Raw genomic sequence first — 21,654 nt, 5'->3', positions numbered from 1 at the left:
CGCGGATGGGGCCGGACAGGAGCCCGGCGGTGGGACAGCCAGAAATTCAGCAGCCCCAACCCCTGCGGGGGTGCCAGGATGTTACAACGTTGCACCACTGCACAGGATTAACTCCCCAATCGAGGGTAAAAGACACCGTCAAATAAGGGATGGTTCGCCTGATTAATACTCATATGTTTTTTGGACTTGTATGGTTAGAGACTGTATTGAACGGTCGTATCCAAACCTTAGAGCCCACCACACCCAAGTTGTCACCACCACCATTGCCTATGCAGGTGGGAGGTGGGTATCTAAGTCATTTGGAGTGAGCCGATCACCAAATTCATATCGCCTATCTGGCAGAATCTAGAAAGGCTCGCGATGCATAGACCCGTTGCCTCCGGCCCCTTCCACACCCGGCAGAAACTCCGGCGGAAGCTCCGACAGCGAGAGAAGTCCCGTGCCACAAAACTGCACGCAACAACGCTCAGCGGAAAAGGAAAGTTCACGCTGCATGTCCGCCAGATCCTGGCGGCTTTGCTGGTAATCGCCTTGCCAGGAAGCGCGCTCGCTGCCTGCAGCACTGACCAGCAACAGGTCGGCGCGGGGTTCATTGTGGTCCAGAACTCCGAACCACAGTCGCCGCTGTACACCACTGACACCAATGAAACCGGTGGTGGCGATATCCTCCGCATGCTCTACTCAGGTCTGGTGCGCTACGACACCGACGGCTCGATGATCCTGGACCATGCGGCAGAAATTAAGCCCAACGAGGACTCGACTCATTTCGACATCACGCTGAAACCGGGCTGGACCTTCCACAACGGCGAACCAGTCACCGCGCAGAGCTACATCGATGCCTGGAATTACGCTGCCTACGGACCGAACCTGCAGAAGCAGCAGTCCTTCTTCGCCAACGTGCAGGGTTTTGATGCAGTCTCGGGAGAAAAGGCCACGGAGAAAACCCTCTCCGGCCTGAAAAAGGTCGATGACCTGAGGTTCACCGTGGATCTGACCAACCCAGATTCCTCCTTCCCGCTCAGCCTCGGCTATGTCGCGTTTATGCCGCTGCCGAAGGCCGCGTTCGAAGACAAGAAGGCTTTCGGTGAACACCCAATCGGCAATGGACCGTACAAGATGGCCGAAGGCCGCGCTTGGCTGCACAACAACCAGCTAACTGTGGTTCGCAATGATGACTTCGCCGGTGAGCACAAGGCCCGTAACAACGGCCTGGTATACCGCTTCTACTCGGACGTGGACACCGCATATGCAGACCTCCAGGCCGGCCGCCTGGACACGCTGCCACGCACAATTCCACCAACGGCTCTCGCCAGCTTCCAAACCGACTTCCCCGACTCCAGCGCAAATGTCCCGACCTCGTCTTCGCAGTACTTCGCAATTCCGCGAAATCTGCCAGGTTTTTCGGGTGAAGAGGGCAAGCTTCGTCGTCAAGCGATTTCTATGGCGATTGACCGGAAACTAATCACTGAGAAGATTTTCTTCGACACCCGCACCCCGGCGCGCGAGTTCAGCTCGTTGACGCTCGGTGACCTTGACCCGAACGTACCTGGCCAAGAGGTGCTGGAATACAACCCGAAGAAGGCCCGCCAACTGTGGGCCGAAGCCAACAAAATTGCGCCGTTTACCGGCTCGTTCGACATCGCCTACAACGCCGACGGCGGACACCAGCAGTGGGTCGAAGCGGTGACCAACATGATTGGCGAGACCCTCGGCATCGATTCCCACGGCAAGGCCTACCCGACCTTCAAGCAGCTGCGCGATGAAATCTCCAACGAGACCATCACCAGCGGCTACCGCACTGGCTGGGCAGCTGACTACCCATCTGTGGCCAACTACATGATCCCGCAGTTCGTCACCGGTGGTTCCTCGAATGACAACCACTACTCCAATCCGGAGTTCGACAAGCTGATTCAGGAGGCGGCCTCGGCAAAGAGCGCAGACGATGCCAAGCCAATTTATGTCAAGGCTCAGTCTGTGCTGATGGAGGACCTGCCAGCGATTCCGCTGTGGTACCCCAATGCTTCGGTGGCGTGGAACCCGAAGCTGCGCAATGCCGTAGTGATGTGGGACGGCATCTTGGACTACCCGATGATTGAGAAGGACTAGCACCATGGGTTGGTATATCGGAAAGAGACTCCTGCAGATGGTGCCGGTATTCTTCGGTGCCACACTGCTGATTTATGCAATGGTCTTCGCCATGCCAGGCGACCCCATCGCTGCACTGGCTGGCGATAAGCAGCTGCCACCGGAGCAGGTCGCAGCACTGCGCGCCCACTACCACCTGGATGAGCCTTTCCTCGTCCAGTACTGGGAGTACCTCAAGGGCCTGTTCACCCTGGATATGGGCGAGACCTTCTCCGGTCGCTCGGTCGGCGAGGAAATCGCGCTGGCCTTCCCTATTACAATTCGCCTGGCTCTGATGGCCGTTGCCATTGAGGCCATTTTCGGTATCGGCCTCGGCGTTATTGCCGGTATGCGCAAGGGCGGCTTCTTCGACTCCACCGTTCTGGTGATGTCCCTGCTGGTTATCGCAACTCCGACCTTCGTGCTCGGCTTCGTGGCCCGCTACCTCTTCGGTGTGCGCTGGGAGATTGTCTCCCCCACCGTTGGTAGCGATGCCTCCTTTACCTCCCTGCTGCTGCCGGCATTCGTGCTGGGTCTCGTCTCGGTTGCTTATGTTCTGCGACTGACGCGCTCCGAGGTCTCGTCGGCACGCCATGCTGACTTCGTACGCACTGCCCGCGCCAAGGGCTTGCCAACCTCTGAAGTCACCCGTCGCCACATCTTGCGCAACTCGCTAATTCCCGTTGTGACCTTCATCGGCGCTGATCTCGCGGCTCTGATGGGCGGCGCAATTGTCACCGAGGGCATCTTCAACGTGCCAGGTATCGGTGGCCTGATCTTCCACGCCGTCCAGATTGGTGAAGCTCCCACCGTGGTCAGCATCGTGACCATCCTGGTGGTTATTTACATGTTCGCCAACTTGCTCATCGACTTGCTCTACGCAGTCCTGGATCCGAGGATTCGTTATGCCTAAGCCAGATTCGACGCAGTTAGATTCGACTCAGCCAGAAAAGCAGGCCAACGCCGTGCATACCGGCACCGCGCAGGCCAACACCGCGCAGGCCCCCGCCGCGCAGGCGACGAACCCCGACCACAAGCAGTTGCCGGATACCCCACCACTGGGGCTCTGGGGTTCGGCCTGGCAGAACCTGCGTTACCGCCCACTGTTCTGGGTTTCCGCATTCATTATTTTGCTCTCCATCGCAGTGGCCGCGTTCCCGTCACTGTTCACCTCTGTGGATCCGACGGCGGCAAACCTGCGTGACTCGCTGGCCCCGGCCCGCGACGGCCACCCGATGGGCTTCACTCAGCAGGGCTACGACGTCTACGCCCGTGTCATCTACGGTGCCCGCGCCTCGGTCATCGTCGGCATCGGCGTCACCCTGGCCGTGACCGTGGTGGGCATCATCCTCGGTGCCATCGCTGGCTATCTTGGCGGTTGGGTCGACGCGGTGCTCTCCCGCATCACGGACATGTTCTTTGCCATCCCCCTGATTCTCGCCGGCATCGTGCTGATGCAGCTGTTTACCGAACGCACCATCTGGTCCGTGGTCTTCGTGCTCGCTGCTTTCGGCTGGCCGCAGATGGCGCGCGTGGTGCGTTCCTCGGTGATCTCGGTGAAGAACGAGGAATACGTCACCGCCTCCAAGGCGCTCGGTCTGTCCAGCACTGGCATTCTCTTCCGCCATGTGCTGCCGAACTGCCTCGCCCCTGTCATCGTCATGGCCACGACCTCGCTGGGTATTTACATCGTCGCCGAGGCCACGCTGTCCTACCTGGGCATTGGCCTGCCGACGACCACCGTTTCCTGGGGCAACGACATCTCTGTCGCACAGCAGGTGCTCCGCCAGGCCCCGTCCAACCTGTTCTGGCCAGCACTCGCCCTGGCGATTACCGTTCTCGGCTTCATCCTCATGGGTGACGCTTTGAAGGATTCTCTCGACCCGAAGGAGCGTCGTCGATGAACACCGACACCAATACTTCCGCAGCGCCCATTCTCACCTTGAAGGATGTCTGCATTGGCTTTCCGACGACCACAGCGTCCGGCCGCCGCAGTAAATCGTTGACCGATGTGGTGCATGACGTCGACCTGGAGGTTTTCCCCGGTGAGACGGTCGCCATCGTCGGTGAGTCCGGCTCGGGTAAGTCCACCACTGTCCACGCCGCGCTGGGGCTGTTGCCCGGTGATGGTGAAGTCACCGGTGGCACCATCACCTTCGATGGCCGTGACATCACACACTTGACAGACCGCGAGTTTGTTAGCATCCGCGGCAACGGCATTGGCCTGGTCCCCCAGGATCCGATGACCAACCTAAATCCGGTGTGGACTATCGGTTCCCAGATTAAGGAGGCGCTGCGCGCCAATAACATCGCCACCGGCTCTGAGGCCCACAAAAAGGCGATTGAGCTGCTGGAACAGGCCGGCCTGCCGAATGCTAAAAAGCGCATCGACCAATATCCGCACGAGTTCTCCGGTGGTATGCGCCAGCGCGCACTTATCGCGATGGGCTTGGCCGCGCACCCAAAGCTACTGATTGCCGATGAGCCCACTTCCGCACTCGACGTGACCGTGGCGAAGAAGATCCTCGACCACCTCGACAAGCTCACTAGCGAACTCGGCACGTCCGTGGTGCTGATTACTCATGACCTCGGTTTGGCTGCCGAGCGCGCTGACCGACTCGTCGTTATGCAAGCAGGACGTGTCGTGGAGACCGGCCCTGCCCTGGAAGTCCTCACTCGCCCGCAGCACCCATACACCAAGCAGCTGATTGCGGCCGCGCCGTCGCTGGCTGCCCGGCGCGGTGATCGCGTGGTGGCGGCGCCGACGACATCGGATGCGGATCAGAAGGAGATTCTGGTCGCGAAGAACTTGGTGCGCGACTTCGCCATCCCGGGCAATCGTCCGTGGCGTAAGGACTCCTTCCGCGCCGTCGACGACATCAGCTTCACGCTGCGTCGCGGTCGCACCATCGGTATCGTGGGCGAGTCCGGTTCCGGCAAGTCCACCGTGGCCAACATGGCGCTGGGGCTACTCGATCCCACCGAGGGCGAAGTGCTTTTCGACGGCAAACGCGTCCAGGGCCGGAATCGTAAAGAAGAGCTGGAACTGCGGCGTCGCATTCAGCCGATTTTCCAGAACCCGTATGCGACGCTGGACCCGATGCGTACAGTGCACTCCTCCATTGAGGAGCCGCTGCGGATTCACAAGATTGGTACCAAGAAGGAACGTGAACAGCGCGTATTCGAGCTGCTCGACCGCGTCGCGCTGCCCGCGGAGATGGGTCGCCGCTTCCCCGGTGAGCTGTCGGGTGGCCAGCGTCAACGTGTTGCGATTGCGCGTGCACTGGCCCTGAACCCTGAGGTTGTGGTCTGTGATGAGGCCGTGTCCGCCCTGGACGTAGTGGTCCAAGCGCAGGTGCTCGAATTGCTTGCCGAGCTGCAGGAAGAGATGGATTTGGCCTACCTCTTTATTACGCATGACCTCGCTGTGGTGCGACAGGTGGCTGACGAAATCATCGTGATGGAGCACGGCAAGATGGTTGAGCACCGTCCTACCGACGATCTCTTCGACCACCCGGAGAAGGAATACACCCAGCGGCTGCTGGACGCTATTCCGGGCGCTTCGCTGGATTTGGATTTGTAGCTGGGCGGTGCCGCGCCCCACCCCACACACCCCCACACGGCACTTCACTCCACCCTCTGGGCGGGGCAGATCGCACTTCACGACACAGGTGTCACCTCGTGCCAGCTGTGGAGGTGGCATGAGGTGACATAGGTGTCGTGAAGTCTCTAAGCGATTTTGAGTCGGGGTGAGTCGGTTGCGAGAAGAGAGAAAAGCGCCCGGACGGTACCGCCCGGGCTCAGCAAGTCGTTTGGGAATACGAAAACCGGGCAGCGCACCGGTATGCGCGCGACACCCGGTTTTGACTGATGGAGAGAAATCGCAGTGACCAGCCTAGAAGTAGCCGACTGATCAAACCGACTACTAGTTAGTCCTCCGGTGCGAGCTCGCTTTCGGTAACCCACTTGTGGTTCTTCATGGTCATGCCATCTTCGTCGATATCAACCATGTAGACCGGCTCCTGCGTGGAGTAATCAACAGTGCCCTTGGCACCCTTCATGCCCGCCATGTGCTCGGCATTGATGGTGATCTCGGAGCCGTCGGCAAGCGGAGCCTCGCCTGGGTTCTCCAGCTCCTCATGAACGACCCAACGGTGATCCTTCACCGGTTCACTGCCATCGGTCGGAGTGTAGGACACGGAGTACGTGGTGGTGTTGAAAACACCAACAACCTTGCCATCTGCACCCTTCATGCCCGGCATGTGATCAGCCAGAACCTTCACTTCACTGCCGACCGGGAACTTCGCGTTGTCAGCCGGAGCCATTCCCTCGGGAGCCGGACCGCCATCGGCCGGGTGATCATGGCCAGCCATCGCATCGTCATCATGGTCGCCGTGCTCACCGTGGTCATCGGCATCGTCCATGTCATCCATGTCGTCCGTGTCCTCAGAGCTGGTTGCCGTTGCCGACGAGCTGGTCTCGCTAACAGTGCTGCTTGCTTCGGTATTAGTCGAATCATCGGAGGAGCAACCGGCCAGCGCAAGCACGCTGGCGGCACCTGCGGCTACAAGCGCATTAAGTGGTCGGATATTCTTTGCCATGGTCAAGCTCCTTTGTTGTTGATGTCAATCAATCTATGCCCTCACCCTACCGACGCTCCCCTAGCGCCACCAGGACTTATCGCCCTCGGCGAACGGAAATCGTCCAGCCGGCCTCACCGGTCTGCTCAAAGTTGGTGACCTCGTGGCCATCCTTCGCAGCCCAGCGCGGAATCGCATCCGTGGCCTGGGTGCAGTCGAATGGAATCACCAGCTCCTCGCCGACCTCAATCTTGTTGATTGCATCCTTGGCCTCGATCAGCGGGAATGGGCACACCGCGCCGACGGTGTCGAGCTCATAACGCCCGCCACCCAGCGGCTTTAGCTTGCCGTCATCCTGCTTGACGACGCTCCGGTCGAGCAACGCCACCGGAGCGACAGCAAAGGCACCCGCCAGCGGGGAGGCCTCGGTGCCAGCGGCACCGGCACCTTCGCTACCCGGCAGGGACACAGGCGAAGTAGCAGTCGAAGTGACCGGAGAAGTTGCCGATACCGCCGTGTCGTTGGTGGTGGAAGGGGTGCTCGGGACGTCGTTAAGCGAAGATGCGGACGGCTTCAGCCAGAGCTTGGCGGCGATAGCGACACCTGCGGCGATGGACGCCAGCGCAAGCCAACCCTGGTAGCTGAACAGCGAGGTCTGGACCATGCCGTTACCGACGGTGCAGCCGCCGGCCCACGCAGCGCCGACACCCATGAAGATGCCGCCGACGACCGAGCGTGCACCCTGGGTGGCGTCCGGGACGCGGAGGCGGAATTCACCGGAGGCCTTGGCCGCGATGAAGGAGCCGACGAGGATGCCGAGGACGAGGAGGACGCCCCAGTCGAAACGCTCGGTGTCACCAGTAACAACGTAGTTGGCGAGGTTGGAGGACGGAGTCGTGATGCCGAGGCCGTCGTTGCGGCCGGTGGCGGCGGACAGCGGCCATGCGATAACGCCAAGTACACCGACGATGGCGGCGGTGGCGTACACGTGCCAGGTCTTTTCAGTCAGAATGTGCGCGAGACCGGACTTGCGCGGCGCCAGAGTGGCCGGGCGCGGGCCGGAGAATTCTTCGCGCAGGAAGCGGACAGCGAAGTATGCCGTGACGGCGCTCAGCGCGATGACCAGTGGCCAGATGCTAATGCCCAGAGAGGCGTGGATGCTGGTCAGGCCGACGGTGCGGTCCTTCAGGGAATCCTGCAGGCCGTTGAGGAAGCCAGTCTTCATGGCAGCAGCGGATAGGGCGTAAAAGACCAGTGCGATCCAGGAGCCGATCAGGCCCTCACCGGAGCGGTACCAGGTACCCGAGGCGCAGCCACCGGCCAGGACGATACCCAGTCCGAAGATAACGCCACCGACAATAACGGCCAGCGGTGCCAGCTCGTTGTATTCGGGAGTAATCACGCCGGCGCTGGTCAGTGCGGCCAGGCCGATGGCGTGGACGGAAATAACAATCAGCAGGGCGACAAAGCCGCGCCAGCTGCGCTGAGTGAAGATATCGCGCAAGAAGCCGGTGACGCAGAAGCGTCCTCGCTGCATAACAAAGCCGAGCACGGCACCCAGCGCTAGTCCTGAAATGAGCATGAGAGTGTTTCTCCTAAAATTATGAGCCAGTCCGCCATCAAAGCCATAATGAACAGACCTGTCTATTAGTGGATTAGAAGCTACTCTACACAGCGAAAAAAGTCCAACTTAATGAAGTTTTCACAGGGTAGAACACCTGCCAATAGACAGACCGAACCGTATAGTTGCTGGTGAGAAGCGCAAGTTGTGGCAAGCTAAAACACTATGAGCGCACAGAATTCAGCCCTGGTTGGACACCAGCGACACCAGCGGCTCCTTGCGATGCGCTCGATACTCGACCTTCCTTTTACCCATGCTTTCGCCCTTGACCCTCAGGCGGTCATCGATATTTCCGGCGTGGCCCGCCTCAACGAGCTCAATGCCAAAAATGTCGTGACAATCGACAGCTTGCGTTCACTCGCCCACACCAACACGCAGGACTTTTACGCCATCGATGACGCGGCAGAAGCTCTGGGCACCGCCTTGCGAATGGCGATTTCCTCCCGGCAGCTACTCTGGTTCAGCTCGCTGCCCGAAAGTGATGTGAAGAAGGTACAAAACATCCTCGGCGGCGACATCGTTCATGTGGTGGGCCCGGAACTGGCCGTCGATAAGCTCGATGGCAGTACCCTCGAGCTTCCCACTGCGCTGAAACAGCGCGGAGAACCACTGGTGCCCATCGCTATCTCGCCAAGCGAGCTGGTGCAGGCCTGGGCACACGGCAGTCTCGAGCAGCAAAAACTGCTCGCTTACCTGCTGGAGGGAACAAATACGCTGGTCATGCAGCAAAAGGATCTGCATGCACTACGCAAAGTCGGGACCAAACTCATCGAGCGCAACCCCGTGTGGCGCCTGCTCTACAACCCGAAAGTGTTGGCCTACCTGGTGGTGATGGTCTACTCTTCGCTCCGCGCGCTACCTGTGGTTTTCGTCCCCGGATTCCATGGCAATGTCTGGGTGCTGTGGAGCATCGACATCATTACCGCTATCCCCTACACCTGGGGAATTGTCGAGATGATCACCGGCCGCTCATTCGGCCGAAGAATGCTGGGGCTCCTGATCACCCTAGTGACTTTCGTCTCGCCTTACGTCTACTTCTGGGCCAATGGGCGCGATTATCCGATGTGGGTCACCATCTTTGTCATCGCGTTAATTGTCGCAGCCTGCGCCGTCGAATACGTCCGCTGGCTGCGCGACCGCGCCATCTCCGCAATCCTGCGCCAACCACCCACCAACTGCCGCTAGCGACCGCTAAGCGAGCGCCGCACGCCGCCAATAATCAGCCAGGCACCGGCGGCAACGTTGACAGCCACAAGCCCGTGGATAGACGCCTTGCTTAACGACGCTGCCATCGTCTCACTTGCGATAAGCATGCCGGTCGAGACAATCCAGATGAACGTTGCGGCAATGTTGGCAATCCGGCCGCGTTCCACGCGGAATGGATGCGTGTAGTGCAGCGGCACCAGCGTCATTGCGCTGAAGATAAAAATGGCAGCGATGCACACCGCCATGGGCGCGTTCCATACCCACAGCAAGACTGCCACGATGTTCCACGCGGCAGGGAAACCAACGAAGTAGTAGTCGCCGGACTTGGCGGCTTCGTTGGCATAGCAGAACATCGACGACACCAGGACCAAAATAATCAGGGCAATCGCCAACGGCCGTGGCCCCAGTGGCAGATACATAACCATGAAAGCCGCGGGTATGGCGGTCCAGGTGAGATAGTCGACGATGTTGTCCACCACTGCGCCGTTAAACCACGGGACGACTTCCTTGATGTGATGCTTACGCGCCATATTGCCGTCGACACCATCGACGACGAGGGCAATGCCCAGCCAAAACCACATCCAATGTGGGCGGCCCTCCAACAGTGCGACCGCAGCCAGCGTTGCCCACACCAAACCGGTCAGCGTAAAGGCATGCACAGCCCAGGCGATGACATGCTGGCGCCGGGTGAAGCGGGTGAAGGTCGCGGCGGTGCTGGCAGTATCGGCGCAGGCAGTATCTGGCCCACTGGCGGCACTAGAACTGGCATTGTCGGAGCGGGTAGTAGCGTTCACGGCAGATGTCCTTTAGAGAACAAATGCGCACAACTGCAAACCTTTATCGCAGTTGTGCGCAGAGTCGATTTTTTCAATCGGTGAGTATAACGGCCGATGGGTCGTTTTCCCGTATTTTTACTCGGACTTGTGCCGAGTTATTTAACGACGATCCTCGAACCAACCGGTAACAGCCGGTGCTGTGTTCTCGTAGACCAGCTTGGCTTCGGTGTACTCCTCCAGGCCGGTCGGGCCCAGCTCACGGCCAATACCGGACTGACCAAAGCCACCCCACTCGGCCTGTGGCAGGTAGGGGCCAAAGTCGTTGATCCAGACGGTACCGTGACGCAGCTCGCGGGAAACACGCTCAGACACCTCGCGGTTAGATGTCCACACCGCACCGGCCAGGCCGTATTCGGTGTCGTTGCCAATCTCGATGGCCTCGTCAACCGTGGTGAAGGTCTCCACCGTCACTACCGGGCCAAAGGCTTCGTCGTGAACGCAGTCCATTTCGCGGGTGACCTGGTCAATCACGGTTGGGAGGTAGAAGTAGCCGTCGGCAAGCGAGGCGGAACCATCGGCGGTGGTACCTGCGGCGATCTCGCCGCCTACGCGCACACGAGCGCCCTGCTCACGAGCTCGATCGACGTATGCCGCGACCTTATCCAAGTGCTGCTTCGAAATCAGCGCACCGGTCTCGGCCTTCTCGTCGAGCGGACCGCCGAGCTGGATGTGTCCGGCGCGCTCGACCAGATCGTCGACAAACTTCTCGGCGATGGACTCCTCCACAATCAAGCGAGCGCCCGCCGAGCACACCTGACCGGAGTGCAGGAACGCAGCATTGAGGGCATTGTCCAAAGCGGCTTCGTAATCGGCGTCGGCGAAGATGATGTTCGGGTTCTTGCCGCCGAGCTCAAGCGCGACCTTCTTCACAGACTTAGCCGCTTCACCAGCAATAATCTTGCCAGTGACAAGACCGCCAGTGAAGGAGACCATGTCCACCTTCGGATGCGAGGACAGCGGTGCGCCCGCTTCGGCACCAGCTCCGGTAATGAGGTTGGCAACGCCCGCCGGAACACCCAGATCATCGATGACGTGCATGAGTAGAATTGCTGTGTGCGGAGTCAGCTCCGCCGGCTTGAGCACAAAGGTATTGCCCGTGGCCAGCGCCGGTGCGACCTTCCATGCGGTCTGCAGCAGTGGGTAGTTCCACGGCGTAATCAGACCACAGACACCGACGGGCTCACGCACAAGACGCGCGACGACGGACGGGTCATCCGCATCCACGAGACGACCGGCATCATTGCCTGCAAGCTTCCCGAAGTACTCAAAGCAGGCAATGATGTCATCCATATCGGCTGCCGCCTCAGGCAGGCGCTTGCCGGTATCCATAGCCTCTGCCCAGGCAAATTCGTCCTTGCGCTGCCTGATGGCAGCACCGATATCGAGTACCAACTTGCTGCGCTCAGCTGTGCTCCAGGATGCCCAGGAACCTTCTCCGGTACGTCGGAAAGCAGCGTCGGCGGCGGCGATGGCGCGCTCGGTGTCGGTGGCGTCTGCTTCCGCGACCTCGGCGATGAAAGAGCCGTCGGCCGGGCACTCGATGGTGCGAGTGTTGCCAGCGGCTGCAGCGGACCAGGTGCCGTTGATAAACAGCGTGGCGGCCCCTTCGTGAGATTTGGCGGTCTCGGGTGCGAGAGCCTTATCAGTAGTGGAAGGCTTAAAGGTCATTTAGGAATCCTCCTTGGCATAGTCATCAGACCATTCGCGGACAGGTTCGGCATTATCGGACAGATCTGAGGTGCCCGGGAGATCAGACTGCATATGCAGGAACTCCAAGTGCCGTTCGTAGAGGTCGAGGACGTCGGAAATCAGCTGCTCTTGGGTGTAGCCATAGACGTCGTAGCCGAGCGAGCCGGTAAGCGTGAAGACCTCGAGGCGGTAGTAGTAAATATCAGCATCACTGTCCAGGTGTACCAGGCCAGCGAAAGACGGCGTCAAGTGTTCAACCGGATAGACCTGGTAGCGGAAGCTCATCTCCTCGCCGAAACCGACCTGCAGGTCAATCTGGTCGATGCCAACTTCTTCTGCTGGTTCACGGTGCAGCGTCACTTCGCCGCCACGGTCCCTGATAGCTTCTGCCACCTGTTCAAGCGCGGGCTGTACCACTCGGTCGAGGTAGCGCATGACTGGCTTCTTGCCCGGGAAGGACATGGAGCGGGCAAGTCGCTTACGCCAGTCGCCCTGTTCGCCATCTACGGCGCGGCCCGACATCGCCCCATGGAGGGCTCGACGTGTCGAATCCTGTTGCAGCAGCTCCAGTCGCAGCGACTTAAAGAGGCCATACATCACCAGATAGATGACAAAGGCGAACGGCAGGCCCATCACAATCGTCGCGGACTGCAGTGTCGGAATACCGCCGACGTAGAGCATCGCGATGGTCAGCACACCGACCACGACAGCCCAGAAAATACGGGTCCACTTCTTACCGTCCTGCTGTGTGTCGGTGATCTTCGAAGTGAAGTTACTCATCACCAGTGCTGCCGAGTCAGCCGAGGTGATGTAGAGCAGCAGACCGATCAGGGAGGCGACTGCCGCCACCAACATCGGTGCCGGGTACTGCTCTAGCAGAAGGTAGAAGGCGCGCTCCGGGTAATCCAATGCAGTCTGCCCAAACTCCGAATCGCCACCGATAACCAGGTCCAGAGCCGAGTTACCGAACACCGATACCCACATCAGAACGAAGAGGAATGGAATGGTCAGCGTGCCGACGACAAACTGACGCAGACTACGGCCACGGGAAATGCGAGCCAGGAACAAACCGACGAACGGTGCCCAGGCCACCCACCAAGCCCAGAAGAACAGGGTCCAGGAGTTCAACCATTCCTGCGCTCCGGAGAACGCGTAGGTATCCATAGTCATGGACGGGAACTTCGAGACGTACTCACCGACGTTCATCACCAGTGCGTCAAACAGGAACGCGGTGCGGCCGGTAACCAGGATGTAGAGCATCAAGCAGATGGCCAGGCCAACGTTGAGCTCCGAGAGACGACGAATTCCCTTGTCGACACCGGAAACTGCGGAGGCGATAGCCACCGATACGGCCACGACGATTAGAGCGATCTGCCAGGACGTACTCTCATCCACCCCGAACAGCACACGCAGGCCGTAATTCAGCTGGACGACGCCGATACCCAGCGAGGTTGCGACACCGAAAACGGTACCCAGCATCGCCGCGATTTCGACCGCTTCACCAGCGGGGCCGTGGATGCGCTTGCCGATAATCGGATAGAGCGCCGAACGAATGGTCAGCGGCATGTTCAGGCGATACGCGAAGTAGCCGAATGCCATACCCATCAGAGCGTAGAGTGCCCAACCGGTCACGCCATAGTGGAAGAGCGTGAACACCACTGCCTGACGTGCAGCTTCGATGGTCTCCGCGTCTCCGGTCGGCGGGCCATAAAACTGTGCCACCGGCTCCGCTACCGAGAAGAAGAGCAGGTCAATGCCGATACCCGCCGCAAAGAGCATAGAGGCCCAGGAGAACAGACCAAACTGAGGCTTGGCGTGATCGGGGCCGAGCTTAATCTGTCCCGTTCGCGAGATAGCGACGTAGAGCATGAAGAGCACTGCCACCGTCGCGGTCACAATATAGAACCAGCCGAAGTTCTTCGATACCCAGGCGACAATGCCAGCTAGGGTGTCCGCTGCATTGTCCGGGGCAAAAATAGCCCACAGGGCAATGGCAAGAATGCCAACACCTGAAATAATAAATACAGGCCAGTTGACCTCAGGCTCGGAGGTCACACTCGCTTGCGCTTGTTGTGGAGGGGCCGACTGCGATCGCTGCATTCCTTGCGACGATCCAGATTTTTCCTCCGTTACCTTCTCAGTTGGCGGAGTATCAGACATAGGAAAATCCTTCAGATTCGGGAACTAACCCAGCATACCTAGTTTGAATAATCCCTCAAGTTTAAGAATCGATTCAGAAGAATTCTCCACCCCAACATCAACATCTTCACCTGCATATTTATCCAGTTTTCAAGGCGTTTAAAATCATTCCAACTGGAATTGAATACCAATTGTGTGGCATTCTATATAGGTGAAGGGGATTTGAGATACGCCTCCGGCCACTTATTCCAATATCAATATATAGGGCCTGCCTTTAAATATTACTTGGGGCTTATCGGGGCTTATCGCAGTCCTTGAAAACCAGTCCGATATACATCGGCAAACAACCTACGGAGGTACACCAGAACATGGGAGCTTTCCCGGCTGTCTTCAACTTCGGTAAAAAGAATGGCAACACCACAGTCGAACACCGCGACGTCGTCATCGTTGGCGCGGGCTCTGCCGGCTCTGTGCTGGCTAACCGGCTGTCCGCAGACCACACTCAGCAGGTGCTCGTACTCGAGGCCGGCCGCATGGACTCCCTCTGGGACCTCTACATTCACATGCCTTCGGCGTTCTCCTTCCCAATCGGTAACAAGTACTACGACTGGAAGTACGAATCCGAGCCGGAACCGGAGATGAACGGTCGCCGTATCTACCACGCCCGCGGCAAGGTCGTCGGCGGTTCCTCCTCCATCAACGGCCAGATCTACCAGCGCGGTAACCCCATGGACTACGACAAGTGGGGCGACACCAAGGGGCTGGAGAACTGGGGCTGGAACCACGTTCTGCCTTACTTCAAGCGCATGGAAAATGCACTCGGCTCCGACAAGGACGACCCGCGCCGTGGCCACGACGGCCCACTGCGCATGAAGCGCGGTCCGGCCGATTCTCCGCTGTTCAAGGCCTTCTTCAAGTCTGTCCAGCAGGCCGGCTACAACTACACCCCGGACGTCAACGGCTACCGCCAGGAGGGCTTCGGCCCCTTCGACGCGAACATCGACAAGGGCCGTCGCCTCTCCGCTGCCCGCGCATACCTGCACCCGGCTCTGCAGCGTCCAAATCTGGAGCTTCGCACCCGCGCAGAAGCCACCCGCATTCTCTTCGAGGGCACCAAGGCCGTCGGCGTGGAGTACGCCTGGAAGGGGCGCACACGTCAGGTGCGAGCAGACAAGGTCATCCTCTGCGGTGGCGCTTTCAACTCTCCGCAGCTGCTCGAGGTCTCCGGCATTGGCGATGAGAAGGTCTTGAATGCCGCCGGAGTGAACGTCGTCAAGCACCTGCCTGGTGTCGGCGAGAACCTGCAGGACCACCTGGAGGTCTACATTCAGTACAACGCCACCCAGCCGGTGTCTTCACAGCCGTACCTGGAGAAGTGGCGTTGGCCGTTCATTGGCCTGTGGTGGCTGCTCACCCACAAGGGCCCGGTGGCAACGTCGCACTTCGAGGGTGGCGGTTTCGCGCGCTCCAACGACAACGAGCCCTACCCGAACCTGATGTTCCACTTCCTGCCGCTGGCCATGCGTTACGACGGCACGAAGATCGATAGCCCGCACGGTTTCCAGTTCCACGTTGGTCCGATGTACTCGGATGCCCGTGGCCATGTCCACATCACCTCCTCGGACATCAAGGTCAAGCCGTCGATCCTGTTCAACTACCTGTCCACTGATCAGGACCGCCGTGAATGGGTCGAGGCTGTGAAGGTCTCCCGTAAGTTGCTGGACACTCCGGCAATGAAGGAGTACACCGACGGCGAGATTTCCCCGGGTGCAGATGTGCAGACCGACGAGGAGATTCTCGAGTGGGTCCGCAAGGACGCCGAGACCGCACTGCACCCATCCTGCACCTGCAAGATGGGGCCGGCCTCCGACGAGATGGCCGTGGTCGATCCGGAAACCATGCAGGTTCACGGCACCGAGGGCCTCTACGTGGTTGACGCTTCGGTCATGCCGGGCATCACCAATGGCAATATCTACGCACCGACCATGATGATTGCCGAAAAGGCCGCTGACCTCATCGCCGGCAAGACCCCGCTGGCACCGCAGGACATTCCGTTCTACCGCGCTGGCCAGGGTATGCCGCTGGATCCGCCGGAGAGCACCAAGTAGTCCTTGAGTTCTTGAGGCGGTAGCGCGGCCTCTATTGCACAACGCCGTTCGTCGGCACCGGCCGGGTTCTCCCACGCGGGGGAATCCGGCCTTAGTGTTACTCTCGCCCTATGAGCAGCACAACCTCGCAATCACCCGAAAACCTCCGACGCTCATCAATCATTCTCGCACCGATGGCCGGTGGCCCATCCACGCCCGAACTCGTCGCTGCCGTTTCCAATGCTGGCGGGCTTGGCACCCTTGCCGCCGGCTATCTCACTGTCGAAAAGCTCACTGAACAGGCACAGCAGACGTGCACACTGCTTGACGACGGCAAAGGTTTCGGCATCAACCTCTTCTGCCCCAACACGGCTGACGCCGGTGTCGGAACCTCAGAGGAGGAACTTGCTCAGTGGACCGCTTTTCGTAATCGTCTGGCGCCGGCTGCTGCCCACTTCGACATCGATTTGCCTGACACTCCGACCTGGTCAGATGACTACTTCTCGGCGAAAGTCGAGGCAATTCTCGCTGATGATTTTCTGCCCAATCCCGATGCCCTGAAGTTCGTCTCCTTCACCTTTGGCCACCCAGACAACGAGGTCATTGCTCGGGTAAAGGAATCAGGCCGCAAAGTGATTTTGAATGCGACCTCAATTGAGGGTGTACGGGCGGCGACGGAGGCTGGCGCTGATCGCATTGTCCTGCAGGGACTAGCTGCGGGTGGGCACCGCGCATTTGTGAAGGGGAAGGATTCGTCCGACAGCATTGGGGCCTCTGTAGAAGAGCTCGCCCAAGCAGTCACCGAAGCATGTGCGGTAACCGATGTACCTATCATCGCCGCTGGTGGGGTGGGTAACCGAGAGGACGTCGTCAAGCTTGTGGAAGCCGGCGCGGTGGCTGTGCAAGCTGGCACACGGTTCCTCACCACCGCGGAGGCGGGTACGAAGGAGACGCACCGACGGGCACTGCGTGATTTGGTGGGGCGTGACACCGTTTTGACTCATGCCTTTTCCGGCAAGCCAGCGCGTGCCATCGAGAACACGTTTACCCGGGAGTTTTCTAGGATCGCGCCGGAGCTTTACCCGCAACTACACTACTTGACCACGCCGATTCGCGGCGCGGCGAATAAGGCCGGCGATCCTGAGTATCTCAACTTATGGGCAGGTATTGCTTTTTCTCAGTGCGAGAACCAAACTGCGGGCGATGTTGTTGCGGAGCTTTCCGGCTCAGCCGAGTAATACGAAGTCACCGAAGCCACAAACAGCACAATGACCAGCCCCGGACATATTTCGCGGCTGGTCATTCGGTTTTATTTGTGACGACGGCTTTTATGGCGACGGCGCGGTTGTGGCGCTAAGCGTCTAGCAGCCAATCGTTCGGGCTGAACAGCTCGAAGTGAACGTTATCGCGAGCAACACCGCGATCGCCGAGCTGCTGGCGAATGGCCTGCAGGAAGCCATTGCCACCACAGAGGTAGTACTGAGCGCCCTCCGGCAGCTCCGCATCCGCCAGATTCATCAAATCCGGCTCGTACCACACCTGCTGGCGAGCATTGGCCAATGCGGCGACAGCATTGTCACGCTCTGCGCGCAGGGCATCTGCGGTTTCTGCGCGGTCCGCGTGGAGAACGACGACATCACGCTTGGAATCGGCAGCCACCAGGGCATCCAGCATGCCGATCATCGGAGTTGCGCCAATACCTGCGGAAATGAGCACCACCGGGTCATCGGACTTGGTGTCCAACACCAGGTCGCCTGCAGGCAGAGAGATCTCGATGGCATCGCCCGGCTGCACCTTTTCCCACAGCTGTGTGGAAACTTCGCCAGCCGGCAGGTCCTCGGAGGCATCGACACGACGAACCGCGAAGGTCAGCACACCTTCCTTGCCACCGACCAGAGAGTATTGACGTAGCTGGCCGGCGCCGTCCGGCATGGTCTGACGCACGGAGATGTACTGTCCCGGGAGGTAGGAAACGGGGGTTTCGTCGTCAAGCTTGACGGAGAATACTGCGACATCATCACCGCGGTCTTCACGAGAGACGACGTGAGCGGCGCGGAAAACATCACCTGCTTCGACACCGAGGTCGTCATAGAGCCCCTTCTCGAAGTCGATGAGAACACGCTGCATCTCCAGGTAGACGGCATCCCATGCGTCGCGGACAGCTCCCTGAAAGACCTCTGAGGTAAGAATCTCCTCGATGGCATCGAAGAGGTGCTTGTGCACGATTGGGTACTGCTCCGGCTTGATACCAACGGAAATGTGCTTGTGGCCGATGCGGGAAAGCAGTTCCTCCGGGGCAGGAGCGTCTGGGTCGACCAGCGTAGCTGCGAAGGTAGCGACGGATGCCGCCAGCGCCTTCTGCTGAGCCCCCTGCTTCTGGTTGCCGCGGTTGAAGGTATCGGCAATGAGTTCGGGGTGAGCAGCGAACATCCGGTTGTAGAAGTTCGGCGTGATTTTCTCGATGTTGGCACCGACGACGGGCAGGGTTTGGGTGACGACTTCGGCCTGCTCTGGAGTCAGGCCGTTCTTGTTGACATTCAGGTTTGGCATGACTTCACACTATCACCATATTGCGCATTTTGTTTGCGCAATATTGTTTGTTGGCGCCAAAACTAGTCTTTGCAGTTGCGAATCAACCGCTTTTAGCTGCAGAAACGGCGCCGCCAAAAGTCTTGACAGACAAGCTTCGACAGCACCACTCTCAGCTCTTTTCAAATCGAAATCAGGCCTTCAGTTCTACGCCTAAACCACCTAAACCGGACGAATATTGAGCCTCGACCCCTCAGACAAGCTACCTCCCTCGGAAGTATCACCATCCGCACCATCAACCGACTTGGCGGGAATGAGATCAGCAATCAACACCGGATCGAGTGCCGCGAAGAACGCCTCCTGTGCAGCCGCTAACTTGCCACGCAACAGGCACGTCGGCAGCAATGGACAGTCAGTGCCGACACAATCGACGACCTCGTTGTTTTCCAGAGTGCGCAGCAGCTTGCCGACGGATTTTTCCGTAGCCGAATCTCGCAGATAGATGCCACCATTGCGCCCCTTGACCGCTTCCAAGAAGCCGAGCTCCACAAGCCGCGAGACAACCTTGGAAACATGCGCGCGAGACGCATTGAGAGACTCCGCTACCTCGGCAGCGGTGTATTTGCGCCCCGGCTCCCCCGTCGCCATCAAAGTGATGACACGCAGGCTCAAATCAGAGAAAAGCGTTAGTTGCATTGCGTGTCATCCTTCATCGTTGTACTGCACAAACCACCCCCTTGCCAGCCACTTCGGGCAACAAGGGGGTGGTTCTAGGTTCTAGCTTTTAGCAAGGCTAGCTAGCAAGATCTTAGTCCTGCAGGCTCTTCTCGATACGAGCCTTCAGAGCCTCGAACTCGTCCCAGACTTCCTGCGGAACGCGGTCGCCGAGGAACTTCAGCCACTCCTCGTTGTCCGGGAGGTCACCCTGCCACTTAGCAGCCGGTGCCTTCAGGGCTTCCTTGACATCGGCGAAGTCGATGTCCAGGCCAGTCAGGTCCAGGTCCTCTGCCTTAGCGGTGTGACCAACAACGGTCTCCTTGGCGCCAACGCGACCCTCAATGCGGTCGATGATCCACTTGAGAACACGGGAGTTGTCGCCGAAGCCCGGCCACAGGAAGCGGCCGTCTTCGCCGCGGCGGAACCAGTTGACCAGGAAGACCTCTGGCATCTTGTCGCCGCCCTTGACACCCATGTCAATCCAGTGCTGCAGGTAGTCACCGACGTTGTAGCCAATGAACGGCAGCATTGCCATCGGGTCGTGACGCAGGGAGCCAACCTTAGCCTCAGCGGAAGCAGCGGTCTGACCGGAAGCCAGGGTTGCACCGATGAAGGTTGCGTGGTTCCAGGACAGAGCCTGGGTCACCAGCGGCACAGTGTCCGGGCGACGGCCACCGAACAGGATGGCGTCAATCGGGACACCCTGCGGGTCGTCATACTCCGGTGCGGCGACCGGGCACTGCGAAATCGGGGTGCAGTAACGGGAGTTCGGGTGCGAGGACAGCTCGTCGGAATCCGGAGTCCAGTCATTGCCCTTCCAGTCAATGAGGTGCTCCGGCTTGCCTTCCATGCCTTCCCACCAGACGTCGCCATCGTCGGTCAGTGCGACGTTGGTGAACAGGGTGTTACCGGCCTCCATGGTCTTCATGGCGTTCGGGTTGGAGGAGTAGTTGGTACCCGGTGCAACACCGAAGAAGCCGTTCTCCGGGTTGACAGCGTACAGGCGGCCGTCCTCACCGAACTTCAGCCATGCGATGTCGTCACCGACGACCTCGGCCTTCCAGCCCTCGATGGTCGGAGTCAGCATAGCCAGGTTGGTCTTACCACATGCAGACGGGAATGCAGCGGCGATGTGGTAGGCCTTGCCCTCTGGGTTGGTGAGCTTCAGGATGAGCATGTGCTCGGCCATCCAGCCCTCTTCCTTAGCCATGACCGAAGCGATACGCAGTGCGTAGCACTTCTTGGCCAGGATGGCGTTTCCGCCGTAGCCGGAACCGTAGGACCAAATCTCCTTGGTCTCCGGGAACTGGGTGATGTACTTCTCATCGTTGCACGGCCATGCAACGTCCTCCTGGCCCTCCTCCAGCGGAGCGCCAACGGAGTGCAGAGCGTGGACGAAGTCCCCGTCCGGACCAATCTTGTCCAGGGCATCCTGACCCATGCGGGTCATGATTCGCATGGAGAGAACCACGTACTCCGAGTCGGTCAGCTGAACACCCAGCTTCGGCTCCGGGTCGGTAATCGGACCCATGCAGAACGGAACGACGAACATGGTGCGACCCTTCATGGAACCGCGGTAGTGCTCGGTCATTTCCTTCTTCAGCTCGACCGGATCCGCCCAGTTGTTGGTCGGGCCAGCGTCCTCTTCCTTTTCAGAAGCGATGAACGTGCGGGACTCCACACGAGCAACGTCCTTCGGGTTAGAGCGGGCAAGGAAAGAGTTCGGGCGCTTTTCCTCATTCAGCTTGATAAGAGTTCCCTTATCAACCAGGTCCTGGGTAAGGCGGTTCCACTCTTCTTCCGAGCCATCAGCAAAGACAACCTTGTCTGGCTGGGTCAGTTCTACGACCTCAGCAATCCAGCGCAGCAGTTCGGCGTTCTCGGTCGGGGCCTGGCCCTCGAGACCAGGAATAGAAGGTGCGGACATCAGTTCTCCTGACTCATTGATTCGCGTCTTAATTTAAGGCTACCGGGGGATACCGAAAGTTGCCGGGCCCCACATCGACAATCGGCTCGTTCCCTCATTTGCAAGCCGTTACATCACGGCTTTACAACAAATAATTTTCCTCGCCCCATTCTTGCGACCTGTTCATTTATGGCTATAACCAGCGAATAAGGCCAGCCTC

The 21,654-nt window shown here is 59.3% G+C and carries 15 protein-coding genes; 7 read left to right on the top strand and 8 right to left on the bottom strand.

Features of this window, described 5'->3' with window-relative positions; all coding sequences use genetic code 11:
* The first annotated feature begins 360 nt into the window (after window positions 1–360).
* The 4 genes from HMPREF2878_RS01430 to HMPREF2878_RS01415 are packed head-to-tail and all read left to right on the top strand — an operon-like array spanning window position 361 to window position 5,707.
* The gene (locus HMPREF2878_RS01430; protein WP_049191012.1) at window positions 361–2,106 is read left to right on the top strand and encodes a peptide ABC transporter substrate-binding protein; all 1,746 of its coding nucleotides are present in this window, start codon (window positions 361–363) and stop codon (window positions 2,104–2,106) included.
* A 4-nt stretch (window positions 2,107–2,110) separates the two neighbouring features.
* Window positions 2,111–3,037, top strand: coding sequence for an ABC transporter permease (locus HMPREF2878_RS01425; RefSeq protein ID WP_016421610.1), 927 nt, complete (start codon window positions 2,111–2,113; stop codon window positions 3,035–3,037).
* Complete coding sequence (locus tag HMPREF2878_RS01420; protein ID WP_049171781.1) at window positions 3,030–4,028, top strand: ABC transporter permease; 999 nt, start codon at window positions 3,030–3,032, stop codon at window positions 4,026–4,028. The genes HMPREF2878_RS01425 and HMPREF2878_RS01420 overlap by 8 nt, the downstream gene beginning before the upstream one ends.
* Window positions 4,025–5,707 (top strand): dipeptide ABC transporter ATP-binding protein, encoded by a 1,683-nt coding sequence (locus HMPREF2878_RS01415; RefSeq protein WP_070652727.1) that lies wholly within the window; start codon window positions 4,025–4,027, stop codon window positions 5,705–5,707. Before HMPREF2878_RS01420 ends, HMPREF2878_RS01415 begins: the two co-directional genes overlap by 4 nt.
* A gap of 346 nt (window positions 5,708–6,053) precedes the next feature.
* Here HMPREF2878_RS01415 and HMPREF2878_RS01410 read toward each other — a convergent pair whose 3' ends face one another.
* Window positions 6,054–6,725 carry a YdhK family protein gene (locus HMPREF2878_RS01410; protein ID WP_083229239.1) on the bottom strand — a complete coding sequence of 224 codons (672 nt, stop codon included), beginning with the start codon at window positions 6,723–6,725 and terminating at the stop codon, window positions 6,054–6,056.
* Between the two features lie 76 nt (window positions 6,726–6,801).
* A complete protein-coding gene (locus tag HMPREF2878_RS01405) occupies window positions 6,802–8,286 on the bottom strand; it encodes a YeeE/YedE thiosulfate transporter family protein (protein ID WP_070652726.1) in 1,485 nt (494 codons plus the stop codon).
* A 204-nt stretch (window positions 8,287–8,490) separates the two neighbouring features.
* Between HMPREF2878_RS01405 and HMPREF2878_RS01400 the strand changes: the two genes are divergently transcribed.
* On the top strand, window positions 8,491–9,510 hold the full coding sequence (locus HMPREF2878_RS01400) for a hypothetical protein (RefSeq protein ID WP_070652725.1): 1,020 nt from the start codon (window positions 8,491–8,493) through the stop codon (window positions 9,508–9,510).
* Here HMPREF2878_RS01400 and HMPREF2878_RS01395 read toward each other — a convergent pair.
* The 3 genes from HMPREF2878_RS01395 to betT all read right to left on the bottom strand — a co-directional run bounded on the left by HMPREF2878_RS01395 (window position 9,507) and on the right by betT (window position 14,216).
* Window positions 9,507–10,325, bottom strand: a complete 819-nt coding sequence (locus HMPREF2878_RS01395; RefSeq protein ID WP_083310797.1) for a CDP-alcohol phosphatidyltransferase family protein — start codon at window positions 10,323–10,325, stop codon at window positions 9,507–9,509. The two genes, HMPREF2878_RS01400 and HMPREF2878_RS01395, sit on opposite strands and share 4 nt — an antisense overlap.
* A gap of 141 nt (window positions 10,326–10,466) precedes the next feature.
* Entirely contained in the window at window positions 10,467–12,035 is a 1,569-nt protein-coding gene (locus HMPREF2878_RS01390; protein ID WP_070652724.1) for an aldehyde dehydrogenase family protein, read from the bottom strand.
* Entirely contained in the window at window positions 12,036–14,216 is a 2,181-nt protein-coding gene (betT, locus tag HMPREF2878_RS01385) for a choline BCCT transporter BetT (protein WP_049190998.1), read from the bottom strand. It abuts the gene before it with no gap.
* 347 nt (window positions 14,217–14,563) lie between these two features.
* Between betT and betA the strand changes: the two genes are divergently transcribed.
* Window positions 14,564–16,303, top strand: a complete 1,740-nt coding sequence (betA, locus tag HMPREF2878_RS01380) for a choline dehydrogenase (RefSeq protein WP_049193170.1) — start codon at window positions 14,564–14,566, stop codon at window positions 16,301–16,303.
* A gap of 110 nt (window positions 16,304–16,413) precedes the next feature.
* Window positions 16,414–17,520 (top strand): NAD(P)H-dependent flavin oxidoreductase, encoded by a 1,107-nt coding sequence (locus HMPREF2878_RS01375; protein ID WP_070652723.1) that lies wholly within the window; start codon window positions 16,414–16,416, stop codon window positions 17,518–17,520.
* 115 nt (window positions 17,521–17,635) lie between these two features.
* On the opposite strand, the gene HMPREF2878_RS01370 is transcribed toward HMPREF2878_RS01375, so the two are convergent.
* The 3 genes from HMPREF2878_RS01370 to HMPREF2878_RS01360 all read right to left on the bottom strand — a co-directional run bounded on the left by HMPREF2878_RS01370 (window position 17,636) and on the right by HMPREF2878_RS01360 (window position 21,455).
* Window positions 17,636–18,832, bottom strand: coding sequence for a globin domain-containing protein (locus tag HMPREF2878_RS01370; protein ID WP_070652722.1), 1,197 nt, complete (start codon window positions 18,830–18,832; stop codon window positions 17,636–17,638).
* Between the two features lie 201 nt (window positions 18,833–19,033).
* Window positions 19,034–19,507, bottom strand: coding sequence for an Rrf2 family transcriptional regulator (locus HMPREF2878_RS01365; RefSeq protein ID WP_049171799.1), 474 nt, complete (start codon window positions 19,505–19,507; stop codon window positions 19,034–19,036).
* A 112-nt stretch (window positions 19,508–19,619) separates the two neighbouring features.
* Window positions 19,620–21,455, bottom strand: coding sequence for a phosphoenolpyruvate carboxykinase (GTP) (locus HMPREF2878_RS01360; RefSeq protein WP_049171801.1), 1,836 nt, complete (start codon window positions 21,453–21,455; stop codon window positions 19,620–19,622).
* Window positions 21,456–21,654: the final 199 nt, after the last annotated feature.

It is taken from the genome of Corynebacterium sp. HMSC065H09, assembly GCF_001812845.1.
GTDB classification, from domain to species: Bacteria; Actinomycetota; Actinomycetes; order Mycobacteriales; family Mycobacteriaceae; genus Corynebacterium; species Corynebacterium jeikeium_D.
This window is presented reverse-complemented; position numbering and strand designations above follow the sequence as displayed.

Coding starts and splice junctions, on each gene's coding strand:
- HMPREF2878_RS01360 (WP_049171801.1), bottom strand. CDS start 21,455: ATGTCCGCACCTTCTATTCCTGGTCTCGAGGGCCAGGCCCCGACCGAG.
- HMPREF2878_RS01390 (WP_070652724.1), bottom strand. CDS start 12,035: ATGACCTTTAAGCCTTCCACTACTGATAAGGCTCTCGCACCCGAGACC.
- betA (WP_049193170.1), top strand. CDS start 14,564: ATGGGAGCTTTCCCGGCTGTCTTCAACTTCGGTAAAAAGAATGGCAAC.
- HMPREF2878_RS01410 (WP_083229239.1), bottom strand. CDS start 6,725: ATGGCAAAGAATATCCGACCACTTAATGCGCTTGTAGCCGCAGGTGCC.
- betT (WP_049190998.1), bottom strand. CDS start 14,216: ATGTCTGATACTCCGCCAACTGAGAAGGTAACGGAGGAAAAATCTGGA.
- HMPREF2878_RS01405 (WP_070652726.1), bottom strand. CDS start 8,286: ATGCTCATTTCAGGACTAGCGCTGGGTGCCGTGCTCGGCTTTGTTATG.
- HMPREF2878_RS01420 (WP_049171781.1), top strand. CDS start 3,030: ATGCCTAAGCCAGATTCGACGCAGTTAGATTCGACTCAGCCAGAAAAG.
- HMPREF2878_RS01430 (WP_049191012.1), top strand. CDS start 361: ATGCATAGACCCGTTGCCTCCGGCCCCTTCCACACCCGGCAGAAACTC.
- HMPREF2878_RS01425 (WP_016421610.1), top strand. CDS start 2,111: ATGGGTTGGTATATCGGAAAGAGACTCCTGCAGATGGTGCCGGTATTC.
- HMPREF2878_RS01400 (WP_070652725.1), top strand. CDS start 8,491: ATGAGCGCACAGAATTCAGCCCTGGTTGGACACCAGCGACACCAGCGG.
- HMPREF2878_RS01365 (WP_049171799.1), bottom strand. CDS start 19,507: ATGCAACTAACGCTTTTCTCTGATTTGAGCCTGCGTGTCATCACTTTG.
- HMPREF2878_RS01370 (WP_070652722.1), bottom strand. CDS start 18,832: ATGCCAAACCTGAATGTCAACAAGAACGGCCTGACTCCAGAGCAGGCC.
- HMPREF2878_RS01415 (WP_070652727.1), top strand. CDS start 4,025: ATGAACACCGACACCAATACTTCCGCAGCGCCCATTCTCACCTTGAAG.
- HMPREF2878_RS01375 (WP_070652723.1), top strand. CDS start 16,414: ATGAGCAGCACAACCTCGCAATCACCCGAAAACCTCCGACGCTCATCA.